Source organism: Gordonia iterans, from assembly GCF_002993285.1.
Taxonomy (GTDB): domain Bacteria; phylum Actinomycetota; class Actinomycetes; order Mycobacteriales; family Mycobacteriaceae; genus Gordonia; species Gordonia iterans.
The window spans coordinates 563,802-586,102 of record NZ_CP027433.1; the positions used below are offsets into that span (position 1 = coordinate 563,802).

General features: G+C 67.8%; 20 protein-coding genes, 1 tRNA gene, 1 other RNA gene and 2 pseudogenes. 16 read left to right on the forward strand and 8 right to left on the reverse strand.

Features of this window, described 5'->3' with window-relative positions:
• Positions 1 to 27 precede the first annotated feature (27 nt).
• Positions 28 to 1,290, forward strand: coding sequence for a tRNA guanosine(34) transglycosylase Tgt (gene tgt / locus C6V83_RS02535; RefSeq protein ID WP_234353829.1), 1,263 nt, complete (start codon positions 28 to 30; stop codon positions 1,288 to 1,290).
• Here the strand turns inward: tgt and gluQRS are convergent.
• Positions 1,269 to 2,195: a tRNA glutamyl-Q(34) synthetase GluQRS gene (gluQRS, locus tag C6V83_RS02540; protein ID WP_105941070.1), complete on the reverse strand. Its 927-nt coding sequence runs from the start codon at positions 2,193 to 2,195 to the stop codon at positions 1,269 to 1,271. The two genes, tgt and gluQRS, sit on opposite strands and share 22 nt — an antisense overlap.
• A gap of 143 nt (positions 2,196 to 2,338) precedes the next feature.
• Between gluQRS and gndA the strand changes: the two genes are divergently transcribed.
• Genes gndA through C6V83_RS02555 form a run of 3 tightly spaced genes read left to right on the forward strand, consistent with a single transcriptional unit; the run spans position 2,339 to position 6,015 of the window.
• Entirely contained in the window at positions 2,339 to 3,787 is a 1,449-nt protein-coding gene (gene gndA / locus C6V83_RS02545; protein ID WP_105941071.1) for an NADP-dependent phosphogluconate dehydrogenase, read from the forward strand.
• 32 nt (positions 3,788 to 3,819) lie between these two features.
• A complete protein-coding gene (locus C6V83_RS02550) occupies positions 3,820 to 4,914 on the forward strand; it encodes an ATP-dependent DNA ligase (protein WP_105941072.1) in 1,095 nt (364 codons plus the stop codon).
• Between the two features lie 3 nt (positions 4,915 to 4,917).
• Positions 4,918 to 6,015, forward strand: a complete 1,098-nt coding sequence (locus tag C6V83_RS02555; protein ID WP_105941073.1) for a DNA polymerase domain-containing protein — start codon at positions 4,918 to 4,920, stop codon at positions 6,013 to 6,015.
• 124 nt (positions 6,016 to 6,139) lie between these two features.
• On the opposite strand, the gene C6V83_RS02560 is transcribed toward C6V83_RS02555, so the two are convergent.
• Positions 6,140 to 6,928 (reverse strand): helix-turn-helix domain-containing protein, encoded by a 789-nt coding sequence (locus tag C6V83_RS02560; RefSeq protein WP_105941074.1) that lies wholly within the window; start codon positions 6,926 to 6,928, stop codon positions 6,140 to 6,142.
• The gene (locus C6V83_RS02565) at positions 6,901 to 7,317 is read right to left on the reverse strand and encodes a VOC family protein (RefSeq protein ID WP_105941075.1); all 417 of its coding nucleotides are present in this window, start codon (positions 7,315 to 7,317) and stop codon (positions 6,901 to 6,903) included. Before C6V83_RS02565 ends, C6V83_RS02560 begins: the two co-directional genes overlap by 28 nt.
• A 146-nt stretch (positions 7,318 to 7,463) precedes the next feature.
• On the opposite strand from C6V83_RS02565, the gene C6V83_RS02570 reads away from it, so the two are divergent.
• Together C6V83_RS02570 and C6V83_RS02575 are read left to right on the forward strand one after the other, a co-directional pair.
• A complete protein-coding gene (locus tag C6V83_RS02570) occupies positions 7,464 to 8,549 on the forward strand; it encodes an HtaA domain-containing protein (protein WP_105941076.1) in 1,086 nt (361 codons plus the stop codon).
• An 84-nt stretch (positions 8,550 to 8,633) separates the two neighbouring features.
• Positions 8,634 to 9,860 (forward strand): AI-2E family transporter, encoded by a 1,227-nt coding sequence (locus C6V83_RS02575; protein WP_105941077.1) that lies wholly within the window; start codon positions 8,634 to 8,636, stop codon positions 9,858 to 9,860.
• A 73-nt stretch (positions 9,861 to 9,933) separates the two neighbouring features.
• Here the strand turns inward: C6V83_RS02575 and C6V83_RS02580 are convergent, their stop codons facing one another.
• Together C6V83_RS02580 and C6V83_RS02585 are read right to left on the reverse strand one after the other, a co-directional pair.
• Positions 9,934 to 11,016, reverse strand: a complete 1,083-nt coding sequence (locus C6V83_RS02580; protein ID WP_234353830.1) for a helix-turn-helix domain-containing protein — start codon at positions 11,014 to 11,016, stop codon at positions 9,934 to 9,936.
• A gap of 114 nt (positions 11,017 to 11,130) precedes the next feature.
• Positions 11,131 to 11,313 carry a helix-turn-helix domain-containing protein gene (locus tag C6V83_RS02585; RefSeq protein WP_105941078.1) on the reverse strand — a complete coding sequence of 61 codons (183 nt, stop codon included), beginning with the start codon at positions 11,311 to 11,313 and terminating at the stop codon, positions 11,131 to 11,133.
• Positions 11,314 to 11,497: 184 nt separating this feature from the next.
• Between C6V83_RS02585 and C6V83_RS02590 the strand changes: the two genes are divergently transcribed.
• The 6 genes from C6V83_RS02590 to C6V83_RS19055 all read left to right on the forward strand — a co-directional run bounded on the left by C6V83_RS02590 (position 11,498) and on the right by C6V83_RS19055 (position 15,035).
• Positions 11,498 to 12,127, forward strand: a complete 630-nt coding sequence (locus C6V83_RS02590) for a hypothetical protein (RefSeq protein WP_105941079.1) — start codon at positions 11,498 to 11,500, stop codon at positions 12,125 to 12,127.
• A complete protein-coding gene (locus C6V83_RS02595; RefSeq protein ID WP_105941080.1) occupies positions 12,124 to 13,116 on the forward strand; it encodes a GIY-YIG nuclease family protein in 993 nt (330 codons plus the stop codon). Before C6V83_RS02590 ends, C6V83_RS02595 begins: the two co-directional genes overlap by 4 nt.
• A complete protein-coding gene (locus tag C6V83_RS02600; RefSeq protein WP_105941081.1) occupies positions 13,113 to 13,766 on the forward strand; it encodes a hypothetical protein in 654 nt (217 codons plus the stop codon). The genes C6V83_RS02595 and C6V83_RS02600 overlap by 4 nt, the downstream gene beginning before the upstream one ends.
• A 99-nt stretch (positions 13,767 to 13,865) precedes the next feature.
• Positions 13,866 to 14,354, forward strand: coding sequence for a DUF2510 domain-containing protein (locus C6V83_RS18990; protein WP_325027374.1), 489 nt, complete (start codon positions 13,866 to 13,868; stop codon positions 14,352 to 14,354).
• A gap of 17 nt (positions 14,355 to 14,371) precedes the next feature.
• On the forward strand, positions 14,372 to 14,788 hold the full coding sequence (locus tag C6V83_RS18480) for a DUF2510 domain-containing protein (RefSeq protein WP_199832574.1): 417 nt from the start codon (positions 14,372 to 14,374) through the stop codon (positions 14,786 to 14,788).
• Positions 14,778 to 15,035 (forward strand): DUF2510 domain-containing protein, encoded by a 258-nt coding sequence (locus C6V83_RS19055; protein ID WP_105941082.1) that lies wholly within the window; start codon positions 14,778 to 14,780, stop codon positions 15,033 to 15,035. Before C6V83_RS18480 ends, C6V83_RS19055 begins: the two co-directional genes overlap by 11 nt.
• 96 nt (positions 15,036 to 15,131) lie before the next feature.
• Here C6V83_RS19055 and C6V83_RS02620 read toward each other — a convergent pair.
• The 3 genes and pseudogenes from C6V83_RS02620 to C6V83_RS02635 form a co-directional block, all read right to left on the reverse strand.
• A pseudogene (locus C6V83_RS02620) lies at positions 15,132 to 15,365 on the reverse strand (integrase core domain-containing protein); the annotation flags it as partial.
• A gap of 271 nt (positions 15,366 to 15,636) precedes the next feature.
• Positions 15,637 to 16,684 (reverse strand): annotated as a pseudogene (locus C6V83_RS02630) (IS3 family transposase); the annotation flags it as partial.
• Positions 16,685 to 17,029: 345 nt separating this feature from the next.
• Positions 17,030 to 17,115 (reverse strand) — tRNA-Ser (locus C6V83_RS02635).
• 74 nt (positions 17,116 to 17,189) lie between these two features.
• Here C6V83_RS02635 and ffs point away from each other — a divergent pair.
• The 4 genes from ffs (at position 17,190) to C6V83_RS02655 (ending at position 21,966) form a co-directional block, all read left to right on the forward strand.
• Positions 17,190 to 17,284, forward strand: an RNA gene (gene ffs / locus C6V83_RS02640) — signal recognition particle sRNA small type.
• A gap of 56 nt (positions 17,285 to 17,340) precedes the next feature.
• Positions 17,341 to 18,621, forward strand: a complete 1,281-nt coding sequence (locus C6V83_RS02645; protein ID WP_234353831.1) for an aminotransferase class I/II-fold pyridoxal phosphate-dependent enzyme — start codon at positions 17,341 to 17,343, stop codon at positions 18,619 to 18,621.
• A gap of 30 nt (positions 18,622 to 18,651) precedes the next feature.
• Positions 18,652 to 19,929: a glycosyltransferase 87 family protein gene (locus C6V83_RS02650; protein WP_105941084.1), complete on the forward strand. Its 1,278-nt coding sequence runs from the start codon at positions 18,652 to 18,654 to the stop codon at positions 19,927 to 19,929.
• 168 nt (positions 19,930 to 20,097) lie between these two features.
• Positions 20,098 to 21,966, forward strand: a complete 1,869-nt coding sequence (locus C6V83_RS02655; RefSeq protein WP_105941085.1) for an HNH endonuclease signature motif containing protein — start codon at positions 20,098 to 20,100, stop codon at positions 21,964 to 21,966.
• The last annotated feature ends 335 nt before the right edge of the window (positions 21,967 to 22,301 follow it).

The window sequence follows — 22,301 nt, forward strand, 5'->3', positions numbered from 1 at the left end:
CATCCACGCTATGGGAGAATTCGCCGAGTGACCACTTCCCCCAGCGAGTTCACCCCCCGCGTCCGGCTTCAGGGAACAGCCGGCCGCACCGGCACCCTTTCCACGCCGCACGGCGAGATCGCGACCCCGGCGTTCGTCCCGGTCGGTACCAAAGCCACGGTCAAGACGGTGCTTCCGGAGTCGGTCGCCGCGCTCGGCGCGCAAGCGGTCCTCGCGAACGCCTATCACCTCTATCTGCAGCCGGGCCCGGAGATCGTCGATCAAGCCGGCGGCCTGGGCGCCTTCATGAACTGGCCGGGCCCCACCTACACCGACAGCGGCGGCTTCCAGGTGATGAGCCTGGGCGTCGGCTTCAAGAAGGTCATCTCGATGGACGTTCCCGCGGGCGGGCAGGCGGTGCGGCAGGACGACTCCGCCGTCGCCCCCGGCAAGGAGCGGCTGGCCAACGTCGACGACGACGGGGTGACCTTCAAATCGCACATCGACGGCTCGCGGCACCGATTCACGCCGGAGGTGTCCATGCAGATCCAGCACCAGCTGGGTGCGGACATCATCTTCGCGTTCGACGAGCTCACCACCCTGATGAACACCCGCGGCTACCAGGAGGAGTCGCTGGAGCGGACCCGGCAGTGGGCGATCCGCTGCCTGGCCGAACACAACCGGCTGTCCGTCGAGCGTTCCCACCGTCCGCAGCAGGCCCTGTGGGGTGTGGTGCAGGGCGCGCAGTACGAAGACCTGCGGCGCAAGGCGACCCGCGACCTCGTCGAGCTGAGCCGGATCGACCAGGAGAACGGCGGCAAGGGGTTCGGCGGATACGGGATCGGCGGCGCGCTGGAGAAAACCAACCTCGGCACCATCGTCGGGTGGGTCACCGACGAGCTGCCCGAGGAAGCGCCCCGGCATCTGCTCGGCATCAGCGAGCCGGACGACGTCTTCACCGCGATCGAGAACGGCGCGGACACGTTCGACTGCGTCTCGCCGACCCGCGTCGCCCGCAACGGCGCCATCTACTCGTTCGACGGCCGTTACAACATCACCAATGCCAAGTACCGCAACGACTTCCGTCCGCTCGACGAGGAGCTCGACAACTATTCGACGCAGTACACGCGGGCCTATCTGCATCACCTGTTTCGGGCGAAGGAAGGTCTGGCATCGACGCTCGCGACGCTGCACAATCTGTCGTTCACGATCACCCTGGTCGACCGCGCCCGCCGGGCGATCGAGGAGGGGAACTACTTCGAGTACCGCGACGAGTTCCTCGCCCGGTACTACGCCCGGTCCGCTCGTTGAGCCGAGGGTGAGGGAGTCGCGACGAACACCCACGGTTCGCGCGGGAGAGTCGCCGGATCGAAGCGTTCGAGGAGCCGGTCGGCGGGCACGTGCTCGCCGGGCTCGGCCAGGCCGAGGGAATGCGCCATCGTGCCGAGCACCGCGGCGGTGTCGTAGCCGAGCCTGGCGAGTTGCTCCAGCGTGATCGCGCCGTCTCGTTTCGACAGGCGCACGCCCGCGTCGTTGACCACCATCGGGACGTGCGCGTACTGCGGCACCGGGTAGCCCAGCCGCTCGGCGAGGTACGCCTGGCGGGGCGTCGAGGGGAGCAGATCGTCGCCGCGCACCACCTGGTCGATGCACGACGCGGCGTCGTCGACTACCACCGCGAGGTTGTAGGCGGGGGTGCCGTCGCCGCGCACGAGCACGAAGTCGTCGACGTCGCCGGTGTATCGGCCGTGCAGCACGTCGTCCACGGTGAACTGTGAGACCGCGGCCCGGAGTCTGATCGCGGCGGGGCGCTCGGTCCGCCGTCGTTCCCGTTCCTGCTCGCTCAGATCGCGGCAGGTTCCCGGATACGCGCCCGGCGGCGCGTGCGGGGCCGACGGTGCGTCCTGGATCTCCCGCCGCGTGCAGTAGCACTCGAAGGTCTCACCAGCCGCGATGAGGTCGTCGACGACCGCGCGGTAGACGCCGAGCCGCTCAGACTGTGCCACAACCGGTTCGGACCAGGTCAGGCCGAGTGCCGCGAGGTCGGCGAGCTGTCGTTCCGCGGACCCCGCCTTCACCCGGTCCAGGTCTTCCATCCGGATCAGGAAGTCGCGGCCGGTGGAGCGCGCGAACAGCCACGCCAGCAAGGCGGTCCGCAGGTTCCCGACGTGCAGGTCGCCGGACGGCGACGGTGCGAAGCGGCCGGCGGATCCCATGGCGTCTGACGATACCCACCGCCGGCTCCCAGACCTCGGCGAACCGGTCGGGCGGTGCCGCCATCCCCTAGGATCGAAGCCCAGAGGATCGAGCGGGCCCGCACCCGCCTTCACCCGCGCGCACTACCTTCTGAGGAGATGGCATGGCCCCGTCCGACACCGCCCCGAGTTCCGCCGCAGGCGCGCCGATCGGCGTCGTCGGAACGGGGGTGATGGGAGCGAGCCTGGCCCGGAATCTGGCCCGCCACGTCGACGGCCCGGTCGCGATGTTCGACCTCGACCAGGCCAAGATCGACACTCTCCTGGCACAACACGGCGACGAAGGCCTGGTCGGCTTCTCCGACCTGCCGGCGTTCGTCGGCGCGCTGAGTTCGCCGCGGGTGATCCTGCTGATGGTGCCCGCGGGCGGACCGGTCGACGCGGCGATCGCCTCCCTCACCCCGCTGCTCGACGACGGCGACATCGTGATCGACGGCGGCAACTCGCACTACCCGGACACCGAGCGCCGGGTGGCCTCGTGCGCCGAGAACGGCATCCGCTTCATCGGGATGGGCGTGTCCGGAGGCGAGCAGGGCGCACTTCTGGGCCCCGCGCTGATGCCCGGCGGCGATCCGACCGTGTGGGCCGACATCGCACCGCTGCTGGAACCCATCGCCGCGAAGGCCGACGACGGCGAACCGTGCGTCACGCTCGTCGGATCCGGTGCTTCCGGGCACTTCACCAAGATGGTTCACAACGGGATCGAGTACGCCGATCTGCAGCTGATCGCCGAGGCCTATGCGGTGCTGCGGGCGGGCGGACGCACCGGCGCGCAGGTCGGCGAGATCTTCGCGAAGTGGAACGACGGCGAGGGCCGGTCATATCTGCTCGAGAGCGCGGCAACCGTACTGACGCAAGCGGATCCGCAGACCGGCGGCGAACTGATCGACAAGGTCCTCGACCAGGCCAAGGGCAAGGGCACCGGTGCCTGGACGGTGATCGCAGCCGCGGAGCAGGGGGTGTCGGTGAGTGTGATCGCCGAGGCCTTGTTCGCGCGGTCGACGTCGTCGGCCATCGACGAACGCACGGCTTGGCTGGGTGCGGCCGACCAGGTGGAACCGGCCGTCGATCTGCCCGTCGATCAGGTGGAGCAGGCCTACCTGGCGGCGCGGCTGATCGCCTACCAACAGGGACTGTCGCTGCTGCGGGTCGCCTCCGAGCACTTCGGGTGGAACGTGGAACCGGCTCGCGTCGTGCGGATCTGGCGCGCGGGCTGCATCATCCGCGCCGGTTTTCTCGACGAGGTCTCGGTCGTCTACGCGCAGCACCCGGACACCCCGTCGTTCCTCACCGTCGAACCGTTCCGGACCCGGCTGCTCGACAGGCTGCCGGCGCTCGGCGCCGTCGCGGCTGCGGTCATCGGGGGCAACGTACCGGTTCCCGCCCACGCGGCGGCGTTCAACCACCAGACCATGCTGATGAGCGGGTCGCTGCCGACCGCGCTGGTGCAGCTGCTGCGCGACTTCTTCGGGTCGCACACCTACGAACGCACCGATTCGGGTGGTCACTTCCACATCGTGTGGGAAGGCGACCGGACCGAGAGCAAGAGCTGAATGTAGCGGCTTTCGCCGGGTAGCGTGAAGCCGTGGACCTCCCCGTGAACCCGCCCGTCGCACCGATGCTGGCAAAGGCGGTCACCGCCGTTCCGGCGCAGCCGGACAGTGATCCGGTCTGGTCGTACGAGCCGAAGTGGGATGGTTTCCGCGCGTTGGTGTTTCGCGACGGCGACGAGGTGGCGATATCCTCGCGCGGCGGCAAGGACCTCGCACGGTACTTCCCCGAACTGGTCGAGGCCGCCCGGCAGGAGCTGCCGGAACGGGTCGTGCTCGACGGCGAGGTCGGCGTTCCGCGGAACGTCTCGACAGGCGAGCGGATCCGCAGGCTCGATTGGGATTCGCTGTCGCAGCGGATTCATCCCGCAGCGTCGAGGATCGCCAAGCTCTCCGAGGAGACCCCGGCGATCTTCATCGGGTTCGACGCCCTGGCGTCCGGCGACCGCGCGTTGCTCGACGAGCCGTTCGCGGTGCGGCGCGAGGTGCTCGCCGAGTCGGTCCGCGCCGGGGCGGATTCGCGCTTTCTGCTCAGCCGGGTCACCCGGGACGCCGCGCAGGCGCAGGACTGGTTCACCGCGTTCGAGGGCGCGGGCTTGGACGGCGTCGTCGCCAAGAAGCTGGCGGCGTCGTACGTGCCGGGCAAGCGCGAGATGGTCAAGGTCAAGCACAAGCGCACCGCCGACTGCGTGGTGCTCGGGTACCGCGTGCACAAGAGCGGCACGGGCCTCGGATCCATGTTGCTCGGACTTTACGACGATGCCGGTGAGGTCCGGATGGTCGGCGGATCGAGTGCCTTCTCGGACGCGAAACGCATTGAGCTGCAGCAGGAGTTCGAGAAGCTCCGGTTGTCTCCCGACGCCGTCTCGCCGGGCGAGGTGAACCGCTGGCGGTCGTCGGCGCAGGGGGCTAAGGGAGCGGGTCAATCCCAGTCGGCGACCGGCGAGTGGATCCCGATCCGGCAGGAGTTGGTGGCCGAGGTCGCCTACGACCAGATGGAGAACGGGCGGTTCCGGCACACCGTGAAGTTCGTGCGCTGGCGGCCGGACCGCGAGCCGTCGTCGTGCACCTACGACCAGCTCGAAGTGCCGCTCACGTACGACCTCTACGACGTCATCGAGGGAGTCTGACTCATGCCAGATCGCGCCGGGAACGCAGAGACCGGGCGAAGGGGGAGCAAGCCACCCCCGGAGATGCTCGACGTGGACGGCGTCGAGGTGAAGCTCTCCAATCCCGACAAGATCTACTTTCCCGAGCTCGGCTCTTCGGGAGGCCGTAAGCGCGACCTCGTGGAGTACTACCGGGCGGTGGCGCTGAACGGCGCGCTGATGACCGCGCTCGCCGAGCGCCCGACGTATCTGGAGCGGTACCCGGACGGCGTCGAGGGCGACCAGATCTATCAGAAGCACCTGACGAAGTATCACCCCGAGCACGTGCAGTCGACCAAAGTCGTGTTTCCGTCCAAGCGCACCGGGCAGGCGTTCTGCCCGCGGATCCCGGCGGACGCGGTGTGGGCGGCGAACCTCGGCACCGTCACCTTCCACACCTGGCCCACTCGCGCACCGGACAACGATCACCCCGATCAGCTCCGCCTGGACCTGGATCCCTTCGGCGACACGACGTTCGCCGACGCCCGGCGAGTCGCCGTCGAGCTGCTGCGGCCGCTGCTCGACGAGCTCGGGCTGCCCGGGTATCCGAAGACGTCCGGCAAACGCGGTGTGCACGTGTACATCCCGATCACACCCGAGTGGGACTTCATCGCCACGCGCCGTGCGGTGATCGCCCTCGCGCGGGAGCTGGAACGCCGCGATCCGGAAGCGATCACCACATCGTGGTGGAAGGAGGAGCGCGGCGACCGCGTGTTCGTCGACTTCAACCAGAACGCGCGCGACCGAAGCATGGCGTCGCCGTACTCGGTGCGCAAGACGCCGCGGGCGCACGTGTCCATGCCGCTCACCTGGGATCGGCTCGTCGACGCCGAGCCGGCGGACTTCACCATGGCGACCGTGCCCGAGCTGCTGGCCGAACACGGAGATCCGTGGGCCGACATCGATGCGCACCGCGTCGGCATCGAGCCGCTGCTGGAGATGGTGCAGCGCGATGACGCCGAAGGCCTCGGTGACATGCCCTATCCGCCGAGTTACCCGAAGATGCCGGGGGAACCGCCGCGGGTGCAGCCCAGCAAGAAGGTCGCCGAGCACTGGGATGAGCAGGGCAACCGCATCGAGTAGGTGTCTCCCGGCTCGACTGACCGTACTGTGACGTAGCCTCGCGGCCGGTTCTGTGTGACCTCGCGTTTGCGCAGCTCACCGCTTAGGCACCGGGAGGATCCAGAGATTCTACGTCACAGTACGGTCAGCAGCGGTCGGCGCCGGCGAACTCGGCGGCCCGGACGGTGAGGAACTCGCGGGGAGGATGGCCGGTGAAGTCCCGGAACTCCCGGGTGAGGTGCGCCTGATCGGCGTAGCCGCACGCCGCCGCGACGTCGGCGATCGCGCCGCCGGCCTCCAGCCGCCGACGCGCATGGTCGAAACGGAACAGTCGGGCGGCCTGCTTGGGGCCCATCCCGTACTCGGCGGTGAACACCGTGGTGAGTCTGCGGCGCGACCAGCCGGACCGCTCGGCCATCTCGGCGACCCTGATGCGTCCGCGGCGGCGGGCGAGCAGATGCCACATCCGGTGGGCGTCGGGAGGCTGGTTCTGGAGCGCGTCGGTGTCGAGAGATTCGCCGAGCAGCCGCGCACACAGATCGGCCTGACGTGCGGCGGGAGCGGCGCCGAGCTCGTCGTACAGGCGCCGGCTCAGCGCGGGCGTCAGATCGGCGAGATCGAGGTTGGTCGCGCGGAGGTCACGCGCCCGGACCCCGAAGATCGCCCGCAGCGCGGCAGGCGTCAGGTCCAGCGCGACTCCGATCTGGGTGCCGTCGTGATGGATCGTCACCGGCTGAAGGTGGATCCCGCCGACGGCCACGCGGAAGGTGCGGGTCTCGGCGTCGTGCGTGCTGAGCGTGAGGCCCGTGCCGAGGTCGACGATGAGAGTGATCGTGGGCGAGGGCAGTCCGATGTGCGTTCCGGGGGCCGCGCCGGTGATCCGGTACGGCGTGATCCCGATACCGGTCAGCCTGCGTACGTCCCGAAACTCCATGCGTTCCCCTCGGGGTCGGCGACGGTGAACCCTCGTGACCCATACTCCTCGTCTCTGAGGTCGCGCACCAGGGGTGCGCCGAGGTCGAGAGCCCGGCGGTAGACGGCATCCGGGTCGTCGACGACGACGTAGACGTTCCCGGTCCCGACAGACGACGGCAGGTCCGGTGCCGCGGAGTGGATCATGACGCGGCCGCCCTCCGGCCAGAGCATCTCCGAATGGACCACCTGTCGCTGGGTCGACGAGTCGCCCTCGACGAGGATCCCCGGGGTGAAGCCGAGTCGGGAGAGCCAGTCGCGGACGGCGAGCGGATCGGCGCATGCGAGGCCGGGCCAGATGTTGTGATCGGTCACGACGGCGATTTTCGCGGTGGTGGTGTTCTCGTCCATACGTCGAGTCTGCTGCGCCGGGCGGGCACGGTCTTGAAGGAATCGGCACGGGAGGGAATCGGCACAGGCAGCGCCGAGCCGGTAGTCGGAGATTCGGGCCCAAGGTTCCGTACTGACCCCTGCGTAACATCGGTTAGGCTCAGTTAATGAAGTCGATTCGGGTCCTCTTTATCGGGCTGCTCGCGTTGTGCACCGCGGTCGCCGGGGTCGTGTTCGCCGCCCCGGCCGAGGCCGCCCCGTATCAGCCGGCAATCAAGGTCAATCTGGCCGACGGGGTGACTCCGGTCGGCACCACCCAACTGCACCCCGGCGATACCGTCGTGGTCAAGGGGTCCGGGTTCGACCCGAACGCCAACACCGGCGGCCTGCCGGTCCCCGTGCCGCCCGGCGTTCCGCACGGCACCTTCGTCACGTTCGGCAGTTTCGATCAGAACTGGCGCCCGTCGAAGGGCGCGCCGGAGTCGGCCCGAACCACCGACCGATCGCAGACCAAGTGGGTCATCTCCGACGACGCTCTGAACCGCGTGCCGAATGTTCCGTTCGACCTGCGCCGCACGGTCCGTCAGCAGGCCGTGACCCTGAAGACGGACGGCACCTTCACCGCGAAGATCACCCTCACCACCCCGAAGGATGCGCCCGCGAACGGGCGCTGGGGAATCTACACCTTCGGCGCGGCCGACTCCGTCAACGCTGCGCAGGAGTTGTACGTTCCGATCAGCTACTCCACCGCGCCCGGACCCAACACCCCGAAGCCCGCGGCCCGGAACCTCGTCTGGGCCTACTCTCCGAACTTCTACTCGACCTTCGCCGGGTCGGCGCAGGGCGCCGTGGTCGGGAAGGACGGTGCCTCCGTCACGAAGAACGGACCGCTGGCCTTCGAGCTCACCGCCAACGGGGTGATCAACGGCAGCGGCGAGCTGCGGTACAAGGGCACCGTCGTCGCCTACACCAAGTTCCACCTATACGAGATCGCGCTGGCCGATCCGATCATCCGGGTCCGCGGCACCACGGCGGTGTTGTCGATGAAGACGTCGACCACCGATCAGAACGGCGACGACGTGTTGCGCCGCGTCGACGTCGCCGACCTGGTGCTGACTCCGGCGCACGTTGCGCGGATCGCGCGCGGAGCGGACGTCACCGGGATCCCGGCGACCTTCCGGCCCGGCGTCACTCCGCCGCTGCTGGGACTCGTCTCGCAGGGTCCGGCGTCGCCGGTGACCGTCCGTTTCTGACGGTTGCGGGGAATCTGTGCCGTCCCGAGGTGATTCGCGCTGCGAGTCGGGGCCGGCGCGTTCTCGGTGACTTAGGCTCGACGCGTGACCGACGACGCCGCAGACGACCAGCCGAAGCCGCCTACCGCGCTCTCCAAGGCTGCTCGGGTCCTCACCATCCGTGAGGAGGACGACGCCAAGGTCGCTCCGGCCGTGCGCGCGACGGCGGCGTGGACCTGGCGGTTGCTGCTCATCGGTTTCGGGATCGTCGTCCTCGGCTGGCTGTTCAAGAAGTTCGAAGACGTCCTGTTTCCGGTGATGCTCGCGGTGTTGTTCACCGCCTTCCTGCTCAAACCGGTCGACTGGGCGCACCGCAAAGGCGTGCCGCGCGTGGTCGCAGTGCTCGTCGCGGTGCTGATCACCCTGATCGTCGTGCTCGGGATGCTGGCGTTCGCCGTGCAGCAGGGTGTGGCCGGGGGGCCGCAGCTGCTCTCCGAGTTCACCAAGACCGTCAACGCGACCAAGCAGTGGCTCGTCGACAGCCCGCTGAACCTCGACGACCAACACATCCGGGCGCTCGCCCAGGAACTGACCGCGTGGGCCAAGGCGCACGAGGCGACGCTGGCCAACCACGCCCTCGGCACGGCGGCCTTCGGCAGCCGGGTCCTGACCGGTGCGGCCCTGACGGTGTTCCTGGTGATCTTCTTCCTGTACGACGGGCGGGCGATGTGGTCGTACGTCACGCGTCTGGTGCCCGCCGGCAGCCGCGAACAGGTCCGCGGCAGCGGCGCGGCCGGCTTCGGCTCCGTAGAGGCGTATACCCGGGCGACCGTCATCGTGGCCGCCGTCGACGCCGGCGTCATCGGCATCGGACTGGCGATCCTCGGCGTCCCGATGGTGCTGCCCCTGGTGACGATCATCTTCCTCGGCTCGTTCATCCCGATCGTGGGCTCCTTCGTCGCCGGCACTCTCGCGGTTCTGGTCGCCCTCACCACGCAGGGCTGGGTCAATGCGCTGATCGTCGTCGGCCTGCTGATCTTCGTGATGGCCTTCGAGGGGCACGTGCTGCAGCCGTTCATCCTGGGGCACTCGGTGAAGCTGCATCCGGTCGCGGTGATCCTGGTGATCGCGATCGGCCTGATGCTCGCCGGCATCGTCGGCGGCCTGATCGCCGTCCCGATCGTCGCCTTCCTGGTCACCGCGTTCTCGTGGCGACCCGGCCAACCGCCGCCGCCGAAGAACGACAGCAAGCTCTCGTCGTGGATGCGCCGGAAGTTCCATCGCGGGCCGCCGTCGCCGAATGACGATGCTGCGGCGCCCACGTCCCCCTAGTCAGGGTGCTGGGCACGCGGCAACGGGGGCGAGAACGTGGGCTTACGTGCAGAGTCCGACAGTGTAATCGGTTTCAACACGCCGGCGTGATCGGGAGCCAGAGCTCGCCTCGGCACGTCCCGGCCTCGACGTCGAGGTCGGCGACTCGCAGGATCTCCGGGCCGTCGGCCCACTCGTAGGGATTCGCCGGGAACCATTCGCTTCCGGCGGCGGCCCACATCTGCTGCATCGCCTCGGGGAACGGGCCCTCGTTGCTGAACACCGCCCAGAGTCCGGCGTCGACGTTGAGCGAGTCGAAGCCGCCTGGAGCCAGCGCGGAACTCGCCACCGCACGCCAGTAATCGAGATGCGAGCCTTCGGCCCGTCGCTCGTCGAAGCTCGAGCAGACACCGAGGATTCCGTGCGGCTCCTGATCGGACAGCCCGAGCAGCGTCGCATTGACGTCGGTGCCGAGGGAGCGCTCGAACTCCTCCATCGCGGTGTTCGGTCCTTCGTAGACCAGCGGGACGCGGGCCTTCTTGCCGATGATGCGGAACTGATCTTTCTTGATGATTCGATGATCCACGGGATCTCCTCCTGACACTTGAACGCTGAACCTCAGGCGAGGCTGCGAACGGAGCGAGGTGCCGGACAGTCGCGCCTGGGATGGCGTGACTCCGTGCACGGCGCGGAAGGCCCGGGTGAAGGCTTCGGCGGAGCCGTATCCGTAGCGCACTGCGACGTCGAGGATTCCGTCACCGGCGATCAGCGCCGCCGCCGCGACGGTCATCCGCCGCCGGCGGACGTACTCCGATACCGGCAGCCCGGCGAGGGTCGAGAACATACGCCGGAAGTGGTGCTCGCTCATGTGCAGGGCACGAGCGAGTTCCCCGGCGTCGATGTGATCGGCCTCGAGGCCGTCCTCGATCAGCTCGGTCACGCGCTTCCAGTCGTCCATGAGCACCTCCGTTCGCTTCGACGGTAGGCCGCAAGGCGGCCATCGGACCCGATGGTTCGTGCCGGATTCGATCAGGCAGTCCGACTCTGGTTCAGCGTCGATGCCGATGGCCTCGCACGCGTGGCGCAGCGAGGCGTGCGGCTTGCCGTCGACGTCGATGGCCATGATCTGGCGGTCGGTGCCGGGCACCGGAACGGCCAGCTGGTTGGTATTGTTCATGCTGTTGAACTCCTTCCTGAAGTTCTCCGTTGGCCGTCACTCGCTGCAACGGGTGGCGGCCTTCTTGCGTCGCGGGCACGGCGCCCATCAGACGACGACCTCGATCCGGCGCGCTTACTCCAGGACCGACACCGGCACGTTGAGTGCGACGGCCAACTTCTTCGTGACGGTCGCGTTGGGCTCGCGCCGCCCGTTCTCCAGATCGCTCAAGTAGCCGAGCGACATGCCCGCGGCCTTCGCGAGGGAGGTGAGGCTGTGCCCATCCTTCTCTCGGAGGACCCGGAGCTCCTGCCAGATCTGTTCTTCTTCTCGGCCATGCCACGAAGGTGCGGAGTAGGCATGCGTAGGTCAAGCAAGCGAAGAGAGGTTCTGCGTAGGTGCGGTGACCAGGCATGTTCGAAAATCACACGCTGAGGATTGCGAAGAGTCATCGAGAGTTCCCCGATGGACTTCGCACACCTACGCTGTCAGTGTGGGAGCCATGGAGAATCCCGATCAGCCACCAGAGGCGCGGCTCATTGACGCCGCGCAGAAGGCCGCGGTGCCTCCGCAGTCCATGCGCAGAGCGGCAGAGGCTGCCGGGATCAGCGATGGACGTTGGCGACAGATCGTCAAGGGGTATCAGAGCACCGGCACTGGTCGTATCCCTGTCGTGGCCCCCGACGACACCCTCGCCCGCATGGCGATCGCAGTCGGCGTCACCCCGGACGAGCTCGCCGAGACTGGCCGCACCGCAGCAGCCGATGCGCAACGGGCGCTACTAGACGCCGGCGACCGGCCCGACGTGGAACTGTCCGAGGTCTCGACAGAGAGGCTCCTTGCTGAGATTCGTCGTCGAATCGAAGGTGCCGAGCCGCAGCCGAAGCTGACGCGACTCCAAGTCCGTCAGCAGCGGGACATGGAGCAGCATGCGTCCGGCAGGTCGCGTAGACGGATCAGTTCGCAAGCGCTTGCCGGTCAGGTTGATGAAGTCGTTGGTGAGGCGGAACGGCGCCAGTCCGATTACAAGAAGGCCGCCGGCACCCGCGATCCACGCATCCCGCCCGGCGACCCGGGAGCGTACGATCCCGGACTGCCAGCGGACCCTGACGGGCCAGAGGAGGGCGCGTGACAACGGGCAAGAGCGTCCGCCTGTTCCTGGTAGACGGAACGTCCGGAGGCCTCACGACCGCCGAAATCATGAACTGGACAGGACACGTAATCACCTCGTCCAGAACCGACCTACCCGCACTGATCAAACGCGAGGAGGCCCAGCGCACGGGGGTGTACATACTCCTCGGCGACGATCCCGACAGCACCGGGGACCCTGCCGCCTACATCGGCGAAGGCGACGACGTCAGCAAGCGCCTGTACAGCCACAATCGTCCGGAAGAGGCAGGTGGCAAGGACTTCTGGAACCGGGTCGTCGTACTCACGAGCAAAGATCCGAACCTCACGAAGGCTCATGTCCGCTACCTCGAATCTCGTCTGATCGAGATCGCTACCTCAGCCAAACGCTCACGCCTCCAGAACAGCACCGCACCCGGAACCATCGCCCTCCCCGAGTCTGACCAGTCAGACATGGAGTACTACATCGACCAGGCGAAGATCATTCTCCCAGTCCTCGGAGTGAACATTCTGCGAGCCAAAGCCAAGAGAACCGCCCCGGCCGCGTCAGTTGATCCCTCAGAGACCAGTCGGTCCGACGCCACGACACCCGAGTTCACCCTCACGGTGAACAGGCACGGAATCCGCGCGACCGCGCAAGAGCTGGACGGCGAGTTCACAGTACTCGCGGGATCGCTCGCCAAGGCAGAGTGGAGCAGAGGCTCCGCACACGCAACGTACGCAGCTCTCCACGAAGCACTGCTTCGCGATGGAACCCTCATTCCCACGGACGACCCGGCTGTCGTGCAGTTCTCGCGTGATCACCCCTTTTCCTCGCCCTCGTCTGCGTCGGCGGTAGTGACTGGCCGGCCGTCGAACGGACGAAAGGACTGGATCGAAACCACGACGGGAGAGTCGTATGGGCGCTGGCAGGATCGCCGCGCAGAGGAGTCCATGACCGCCGCTTCCACTGGCGAAGCGCCCGACCCTGAAGGCCCGGAAGGTGGAGCATGATGGCCATCTACTACCCGAATCCGTCACTACAGCCGAGCCGCCTCATGCTCGCGCTCGGCCAGTATGTGGCGGTGATGGCCGCCGCAGGTGTCCTTGCCTGGCGTGCGAGCGTTAGCCTCCCACAAGACTCACGCTTCAGCCTCACGGTGACCGCGGTCTGCATAGCCTGGCCTCTTGCGCTGTTCGCGCTGATCGCCACACTCCGCACGGCGGAGGAAGCGGTCGCCACGCTCCAGGTGATGTGGGCGGGCGTCGCGGACCGCGCCCGCGCAACGCCCTCCAAGAGCTGGGGGTGGACGGTCGTCAGGTGGCTCGGCAAGCTCGCCGTCCCAGCGACAGCGATTCTCGCATGGGCGGAGCACTACGCTCTCGCGTACACGACGCTCGGTATAGCCTGCACACTGGCTCCCATCTGGGTTCTCGTCCGCGGTGATGGTGGGCTTTTCTGGCGGATTGTGATGGCGATCCTTGCCGTCGGGATGATGGCCGCGCTGGTACAGGGCGCGATTGATAGTGCTCGAGCGCTTCCGGCGGCCAACCAGATTGGACTGTTGGTGACGACCGCGGTCCTGACGTCGGCGACGTACTGGTGGATCGAGCGCGCATGCATCTCTATAGACGCGGACTCGGCCAGCGAGCGCGAGGCGTAGTTCGATCGGATGGATCCCCGCAGAACGCCAGCAGCGCTCGATAGCGCCCGGTAGCGTCTGCCTGCTTTCTGTACTCACCACAAGGAGCCCTCGACTCACATGGCACCCACCGCCTGCCGCGACTGCAAGAACTGCACCAACAGTGCGATCGCCAACGCCGGCCGCAAAACCGGACGCTGGACCGCTGGCATCGCCACCGTCGGCATGAGCGAACTCGCCATGGTCACCAAGAAGAAGTGCCGCGCCAGCGGCCACCAGATGAGCCTCCGCGGTGTCGACCAAGTCGCCGGCGCCGTCCAGCCCACCGTCCAAGTGCAGGGCACACCCGTCGCAGCGGCACCGGCCGAACCGAAGGGACCGGGCCTCATGCGCCGCCTCGCCGAACAAGGCCAGCAGCTCGCCGAACACCAGCAGGGCGGAGTGCCTGCAGCGACTCCGAGCGCAGCCCCCGCCGCGCCGGTACCTCCGCCTCCGCCTCCCGCGGTGCCCGCCGGCTGGTACCCCGACCCCAACGGTGCGCTGCTGCAGCGGTACTGGGATGGGGCGGCCTGGACCGAATACACCGCGCCGATGGTGCCGGGGCAGTAGGCCGGGGATACGTGAGGATGTTCCAGTCTTCGTCTCCGAAAGCACGGACGATCAAGATCTCCGCCTTCATCGGCTGCGTGGTGGGCGTGTTCCTGGCGGCGCTGGTCAGCGGCTGGGTTATCGCGTCGGGTGAACTCAGCGGCGGGAACACCGCCTACAACGTTGGTGTCGTGATCGGCGTCGTGTTTCAGGTCGCCTTCGCTGGTGCCGTGTTCGCCGGGATCGTTGCCCTGGTCGGTCTCGCGATCGCCGCGGTGCGGCGACTCCCGGGGAAGAACGAGATCGCGTTCGGGCCGCAGCAGCCACAACCCCCGGCATTCCAGCCGCAGGTCTCGGCTGGCTGGTACCCGGATCCGGCCGGGCAGCCACAACTCCGGTACTGGGACGGTGGGCAGTGGACCGAACACACTGCCCCGGCGGGTAATGGTGCGTGATGGTCCTCGTCTACATCCTCTGCCTGATACTGCCACTGCTGTTCCTGGGCGTCGTAGCCATCGGCATCATCATCTGGACGGTCGTCGACATGTCGCGCGCGGCGCGCGGCGCAGCAAACCGGCGTATCTGCACCACCCGCGTCGCCGGTCGCCTGGGTTCCCGGCCCCCAATGGCGCGTCTGGACAGCGGTGCTGGGACGGCGACACCTGGACCGAACACACCGCACCTGCGGTGCCCGGGTGGTAGATCGCCTGACAAGGGGTAGGGATGGCAGACAGTAAGGACACAGTGTGGGCAATCGAGCCGCACACTGAACCGCACTGGGTCTGGTGGAGGCTCTGGTCATTTGATTTCAACCAGGGCCTGGGTGCCCTGCTGGGTAGCGTAGAACCTCCCTTCGAACTCGGTGGGCGGGAGGTCGTCGAGGTAGCCGTGTAGCCGCTGGTGGTTGTGCCAGTGGACCCAGCCGAGGGTGGCGAGTTCGACGTCCTCGACGGTGTGCCACGGCCCTGGACGTGCCGGGCCACGGATGAGTTCGGCCTTGTAGTAGCCGTTCACCGTCTCGGCCAGGGCGTTGAAGCTCCTATAGATTGTCAAGTCGATCAGGCCGCAATTTCGGGTTCGTCGACGCGGGGTTCGGCGGTGGTATCCGGTGTGGGCAGGAGTCGGAAGAGTTCACGTGCGAGGTAGCGCTTGAGGCAGCGGATGATTTCCCGTTTCGACAGGCCCTCGGCGGTGCGACGGGCGACGTAGTCGATGGTGGGCTGGTGCCAGCGCATCCGCACGATGACGACCCGGTACAGCGCGGCGTTGGCCTGGCGGTTCCCACCGCGATAGAGCACTCGCAGTCGTAGCTGTCCCCGACGGTGCCGATCGAGGGGACTGCGCCGATCTCAGCGAGCCGCTCGCCGTAGCGCAGGCTCGTGAATTGACTGCCCGCGTCGCTGTGGCACCGCAGGCCCTCAAGCTGGGTCCCGCGGGACCAGCGGGCCATCTCGATCGCGTCGAGCACCATCTCGGTGCGCATGTGGCTCGCGACTCGCCACCCCACGATCATCCGGCTGAAGGCGTCGACAATGAAGCACACGTAGGCGATCCCGGCGAACGTCGGCACGAACGTCAGATCGGTGACCCAAAGTTCGTTCGGCCTGGTCGCGGTGAAGTTCCGCTTCACCAGGTCCGGATGCCGTGCGGCGGTGTCGTCACGCTTGGTCGTCCGCACCCGCTTCGTGCGCACGACGCCTTCGATGCCCTGGGCGCGCATCAGCCGAGCGGTCTGGTCGCGGCCGACATCGTGACCGGCACGCCTCGCGGCCTTCCACAGCTTCCGCGCGCCGTAGACCCGGTAGTTGGCCTCCCACAGTGCACGCAGCGCCGGCCGGAGCTCGGCGTCGCGCTGCGCGCGTGCCGACGGCTCGCGGGACCGGGCGGCGTAGTAGGTGCTCGGAGCCACCTGCAGCCCCGCCTTGGACAGTGTGGCGCAGATGGACTCGACTCCGAGCTTCTTGCCCTCGACGATCTCGTCGCGGTTGGCGTCGATGAACGCGACTACTTCTTGTGTTGGCGGTCGAGTTCCGCCCCGAAGAAAGATGCCGCTCGCTTGAGAATCTCGTTGGCTCGTTTGAGCTCGCGGTTCTCCTGCTCCAGTTCGCGGATCCGCTTTGCCTCCGCAGTGCTCACCCCAGGCGCGTGGCCCTCGTCGATGTCGGCCTGCTTGACCCACTGACGCACCGACTCGACTCCGTAGCCCCCAGCTGGGACGCGACCCGCTGGACCGTCCCGTGCTCGGTCCCCAGCTCTGCGCGCAGCGTGCGGACCATCCGGACCGCCGCCACCTTCTCCTCCGGGCTGTAGCGCCGCGTCTGCGGCTTCCCGGGAACCTGTTCCTTCGGCATGTACTCATCCTCATTTCCAAGGTCACGAGCCTCCAGAGAACCCAGTGCGGTTCAATCTGCGGGCAGCTGAGACCACAAAATGAGCCGCCCACCTGCGTGAACAGGTGGGCGGCATCTGCGGAGGATAGGGGACTCCGTCGCTCCGCTCCTCCTCGAATCGCTGTGCCTGCAGATATGTGACTGCGCCCCACCTTCGTTCCTCAGGTGGGGCGCAGTCACATGGCGGAGGATAGGGGAACCGTCGCCGCTCGTACCTCGCGGCTCCTCCCGAATCCGCTCTGTTCGACAGCAGAAACGAGTCAGGACCCCACCCTCGTTCCTCGGGTGAGGTCCTGACTCGTTCTGCGGAGGATAGGGGATTCGAACCCCTGAGGGCTGTTAACCCAACCCGCGTTCCAGGCGAGCGCCATAGGCCACTAGGCGAATCCTCCAGTGCAACGATGGTAGCGGGTGGTGCGACGCGATCCCAAAACGGACCCGTCGTCGTCGACCCGCTACACTGTTCTACGGATCCCGCGCGGCGTGCATCCTGTGAACTCCCCCAGGGCCGGAAGGCAGCAAGGGTCAACGGGCTCTCTCGGGTGCGCGGGGTCCTCCAAACCTCGCATCCTTTCTCCGCCGGTATTCCGAGAGGTTCCACGTTGAACTTTCACTCGATGAGCGCTGACCAGCTTCGCGACACCCAGGCGGACCTCAAGAAGCGGTACGACGACCTCTGCGCCGCAGGCCTCAAGCTGGACTTGACGCGCGGTAAGCCCGGGCCCGACCAGCTCGATCTCTCCGAGCCGCTGCTCTCCCTGCCCGGCGCCGGAAACCACACCAGCCCCGACGGCACCGACTGCCGCAACTACGGCGGTCTCACCGGGCTCCCCGCGCTGCGCGCCGTCTTCGGTGAACTGCTCGGCACCGGACCCGACCGCATCATCGCGCAGAACAACGCGAGCCTGCAGATCATGCACGACGTCACCGTGTACGCGCTGCTCAACGGCACGCCGGACTCGGTGCGGCCGTGGTCGCAGGAGCACGCGGCCCTGGGTGCACCGGTCAAGTTCCTGTGTCCCGTTCCCGGGTACGACCGGCACTTCTCGATCACCCAGCAGTACGGCATCGAGATGATCAACGTCCCGATGAACCCGAACGGCCCCGACGTCGACGTCTGCGCCGAACTCGTCGCGAGCGATCCTTCGGTCAAGGGCATGTGGGTGGTACCCACGTACTCCAACCCGACCGGCTACACGGTCACCGAAGACGTGGCACGACGACTCGCCGCGATGCCGGCCGCCGCGCCCGACTTCCGGATCTACTGGGACAACGCGTACGCGGTCCACACCCTCGTGGAGCGGGAACCCGCCGTCCTCCCAGTGCTCGACTACGCCGCCGAGGCCGGCAACCCGAACCGCTTCTACGTGTTCGGGTCCACCAGCAAGATCACTTTCGCCGGCGCCGGCGTCTCCTTCTTCGGCTCGTCGAAGGAGAACCTGGACTGGTTCACCCAGTTCGCGTCGATCTCCACCATCGGCCCGGACAAGCTGAACCAGCTGCGGCACCTGCTGTTCCTGCGCGACGCCGACGGCGTGCGAGCGCACATGGCCCGGCACCGCGCACTGATCGCACCCAAGTTCACGAAGGTCGTCGAGATCCTCGAAGACCGACTCGCCGAGGCGAAGATCGCCAGCTGGACCGAACCCGAAGGCGGCTACTTCATCAGCCTCGACGTGATCGACGGGACCGCCAAGCGCACCATCGCACTCGCCAAGGATGCCGGCATCGCGCTGACCGCGGCGGGTTCGACGTTCCCCTACAAGAACGACCCCGACGACCGGAACATCCGGCTCGCACCGACCTTCCCGAGCCTCGACGAGCTCGCCACCGCGATGGACGGCGTCGCCACCTGCGCGCTCCTCGCCGCCACGGAGAAGCTGCTCGATCGCGACTGATCGGGCGCCGACGAGTCAGCGCCAGCCCGCGTGAGAATCGAACGTTCGACGCCGCTTTTGGCCGGTTTCGCCGTCCTCGCCGCCCTCGCGGTGTGGGCGCAGAACGCGATCATCCCGTTCTCCATGCCGTTCTGGGGCCTGTTCGACTACCAATTCGACCTCGACGTCTACCGGGCCGGCGCACAGACCGTGCTCGACGGCGGCGACCTCTACCGGGCCAAGCTGCTCGGTCAGATGGACTTCACCTACGCGCCGATCTCGATCGTCTTCTTCGTGCCCTTCGCCTGGCTGCCGGCCGCCGCCGCGCACCTGCTCTGGACGATCGGCATCTTCGTCGCGCTCTACCAGGTGATCCTGCTCAGCTTCCGCAGCCTGGGCCACGAGACGACGTGGACGCTGCGCGGCATCGCGCTCAGCCTCGTCGTCGTGTCCACCCTGCTCGAACCGATTCGCACGACGATCTGGTTCGGGCAGATCAACATCTTCCTGATGTTGCTGATCCTCTGGGACCTGCTGCGCGGACCGGACTCCCGGCTGCGGGGTGCGGGCGCAGGTCTGGCCGCGGGGATCAAGCTGACGCCGCTGCTGTTCGCGGTGTACCTCGCCCTGACCCGGCAGTGGAGGGCTGCGGCCACCCTGGTCGGCGCGTTCGGGGTCACCGTCGCGGTCGGGTTCGCGTTGCTGCCGCGCGCATCGTGGGATTACTGGACCGAGACGCTGCTGGACTCTGATCGCGTGGCCTCGCCGCAGACCACCGGGAACCAGTCGATCCGGGGCGCCATCGCGAACCTCGGCCAGACCGATCATCCGAGCACCGTCCTGTGGCTGCTGCTGGCCGGAATCGTCGGGCTTCTCGGGCTGGGCGCGGCGATCCTCGCGCACCGTCGCGGTAAGGAGTTGCTGGCGCTCTCCCTGGTCGGCATGACCTCGTGCGCGGTGTCCCCGGTGGCCTGGGGCCACCACTGGGTGTGGCTGCTGCCGATGCTCGTCATCGGCATCCACCTCCTCACGACGCTTCCGAGCATGCTCGGCCGGGGTCTGGTCGCCGCGGCTGTCCTCGGCGGGTTCGCGTTCGCCGTCGCCTGGCGCCATCGTCTGCCGTATCCGATCTGGTACGTGAACCAGAGCGTCGACGAGGCCTACCTGACCGGTACGTTCGAGAAGGGCGCCGGGCACTGGTACCACTTCTTCACGGTGCAGCCGTACAACGTGATCCTGGTGGTCGTGGCCATCGCGGTGATCGTCGCCTACGGTGTCGGCGCTGGTCGAGAGAGGGTGTGCGATGCGTCTGTAGGTTCCGCGGGTTGAGGATGGTCAGTTCTTAGTCTGGTTGGGCATCACGAAACACGACCAGGAGTAGGACGACGATGACGCCATCAATGTCAGACCCTCGTCGTAGAGTGGCGTCAGAAGGTAGACAAGAGCCGAAATTCCGATTCTACCAGCAGGAACAGTACTGCGGGGGAGGTGAGCGTCATGAGCGTCAACGGTGTTTCGTACAACGACGACGCTGCTGCCGCCGCGGGTCCGCGCGATGGCTCGGTGGCTGCTCCGGCCGGTGCCGACCCGGCCAGCGCCGACCCTGCCGGCGCCGGTCCTGCCGGTTTCGATCCAGCCGCATTCGTCGCGAACCTGTCGCCCGCGGACCTGTTGGCGGTCCAGGCCGCTGCCGAGAAACGCCTCACCACGGAGGCGACGGCGCTGTTGGCCGCCGAGTCCGACGACGGTCTGTTGGGGCTGCTCGACACCCGTGAGCAGTGCCGCCGGCGGGCCGAGGTGTTCGATGCCGCCCTGTATATCCAGATCTCTGATCGTGGCGTGTACCGGCGTGCCGGACACATCTCTGTTCATCAGCTGTACGCCCGCGGTGCTCGTCTCGGGGTCGGTGAGGCCCGCCGACGCCGGGTCACCGCCGAAGGGATCGGCGCGATGGGCACGTTGACCGGTGAACGCCTCCAACCCCACCTGACGGCGACCGCTTCGGCGGTGGCCGACGGTGAGGCCGGCGGCGCGCACGTCGCAGCGGTCACCGAGATCATGGACAAACTCCCGTCGGCGGTCACCCATGACGAGCGAGTGAAGGCCGAAGCCATGCTCGCTGATGCGGCGCGGCGTCTGGACCCGGCCGCGGTCACCGTGGTGGGTAACCGGATCCTGGCCCACCTGGATCCCGACGGCACCCTCGCCGACGACCACGACCGGGCCCGGCGGCGTACCTTGAATCTGCAGCCGCAGAGCCGGCAGTTGATGAGCAAAGTCCGGGCCCTGCTCACCCCGGTGCTGCGCGGCAAGCTGGAAGTGTTCCTGCATCAGTGGGCCACCACCGGGATGAACAACCCCTACGACCCCGACTCCCCACGCGGGGCGGCCGACCAACCCGGCCTCGACCCCGCCGTCCTGGCCGCCGCGGCCGAACGCGACACCCGCACACTCGGGCAGCGTCAGCACGACGCCCTCGAAGCCCTGTGCGACTGGGCGGCGGCATTGGCAGGGCAGCCGGCACCCACGCGGATTCCGTCGCAAGTGGTGGTGACCGTGACCGATGAGGATTTGGCGCGGCAGGCCGGGATCGGCTGGACTGCCACCGGCACCCGGATCCCGGTGACGGATTTGGTGCAGTTCGCTGCTGACACGGTTCCGCATCTGGCGGTGTTCTCCAAGGCCACCGGGCAGGTGTTGTATTTGGGGCGGGCGAGCCGGTTCGCGACAGCGGCGCAGCGGTTGGCGTTGTTCGCCCGCGACCGGGGTTGCACCGCCCCGGGCTGCACCGTCCCGTTCATCCGCACCCAGGCCCACCATATGCCCGACTGGACCGACGACGGCCAGACCGACATCGACCGCATGGGTGGGGCGTGCGGCCGGCACAACCGCATGAACGGCAAAACCCCGGGGCACTGGGAATCGACAGTCCTGACCTTCGGTCCCGACGCCGGACGCGTCGGGTGGCGGCCGGTGGGCCGCGGCGCGCGGTGGCAGAGCAACATCATGTTCCACCCCGAACGCCTGGCACCCGACCCCGGGCCTCCGGCCACGGCGGCCGGACCAGACGACCTCGCACCACCCGAGGAGGTTGTCGGAGAACCCGGCGACTTCGGTTCACCCGCAGACCCCGGACCACCCGACGACCCTGAACAATCCGACGACGCTGGGCCACCAGACGACGCCGGGCCACCCGACGACCTCGGGCCACTTGGCGACACCGGACCACCCGGCGACGAGCCGAGCGGACCGAGACCGACGACGATCGTCGTGCACCGACCGTCCGCGCTGACCGGACACGGCCCGCCGGACCCGCCCTCGGGAGCCGAACAGATCCTCGCCCGGCTCCTGGCACAGGCAGCCTGACTGCGCCACCGCGGCCAGGCCACCGGTGCTGCCCGCGACTAGCCACCCGCCGACGTCGTCCGCATCGCCACCGCCGCCGCCACCGTTTCAGCGGTCCGCAGACAGGCAGCGCACTCGACCGCGTCGGTACCGGCCAATCCGGAGCCGCCGGCGTCCGCGCAGGCGACGAGTCGCCAGCAGCACTCCGGCGGCGACCCCACGCCGATTCCGGCGGTGTCCCGACGCCGATTCCCGCGTCGGTTACGACCGCCTGCCAGAACGCACCCGTACCCGAATCCCAGCAAGACGGTCTCGGCTGCTGCGTCACGTACCCGATCAGCGCCTAAGTCACCACC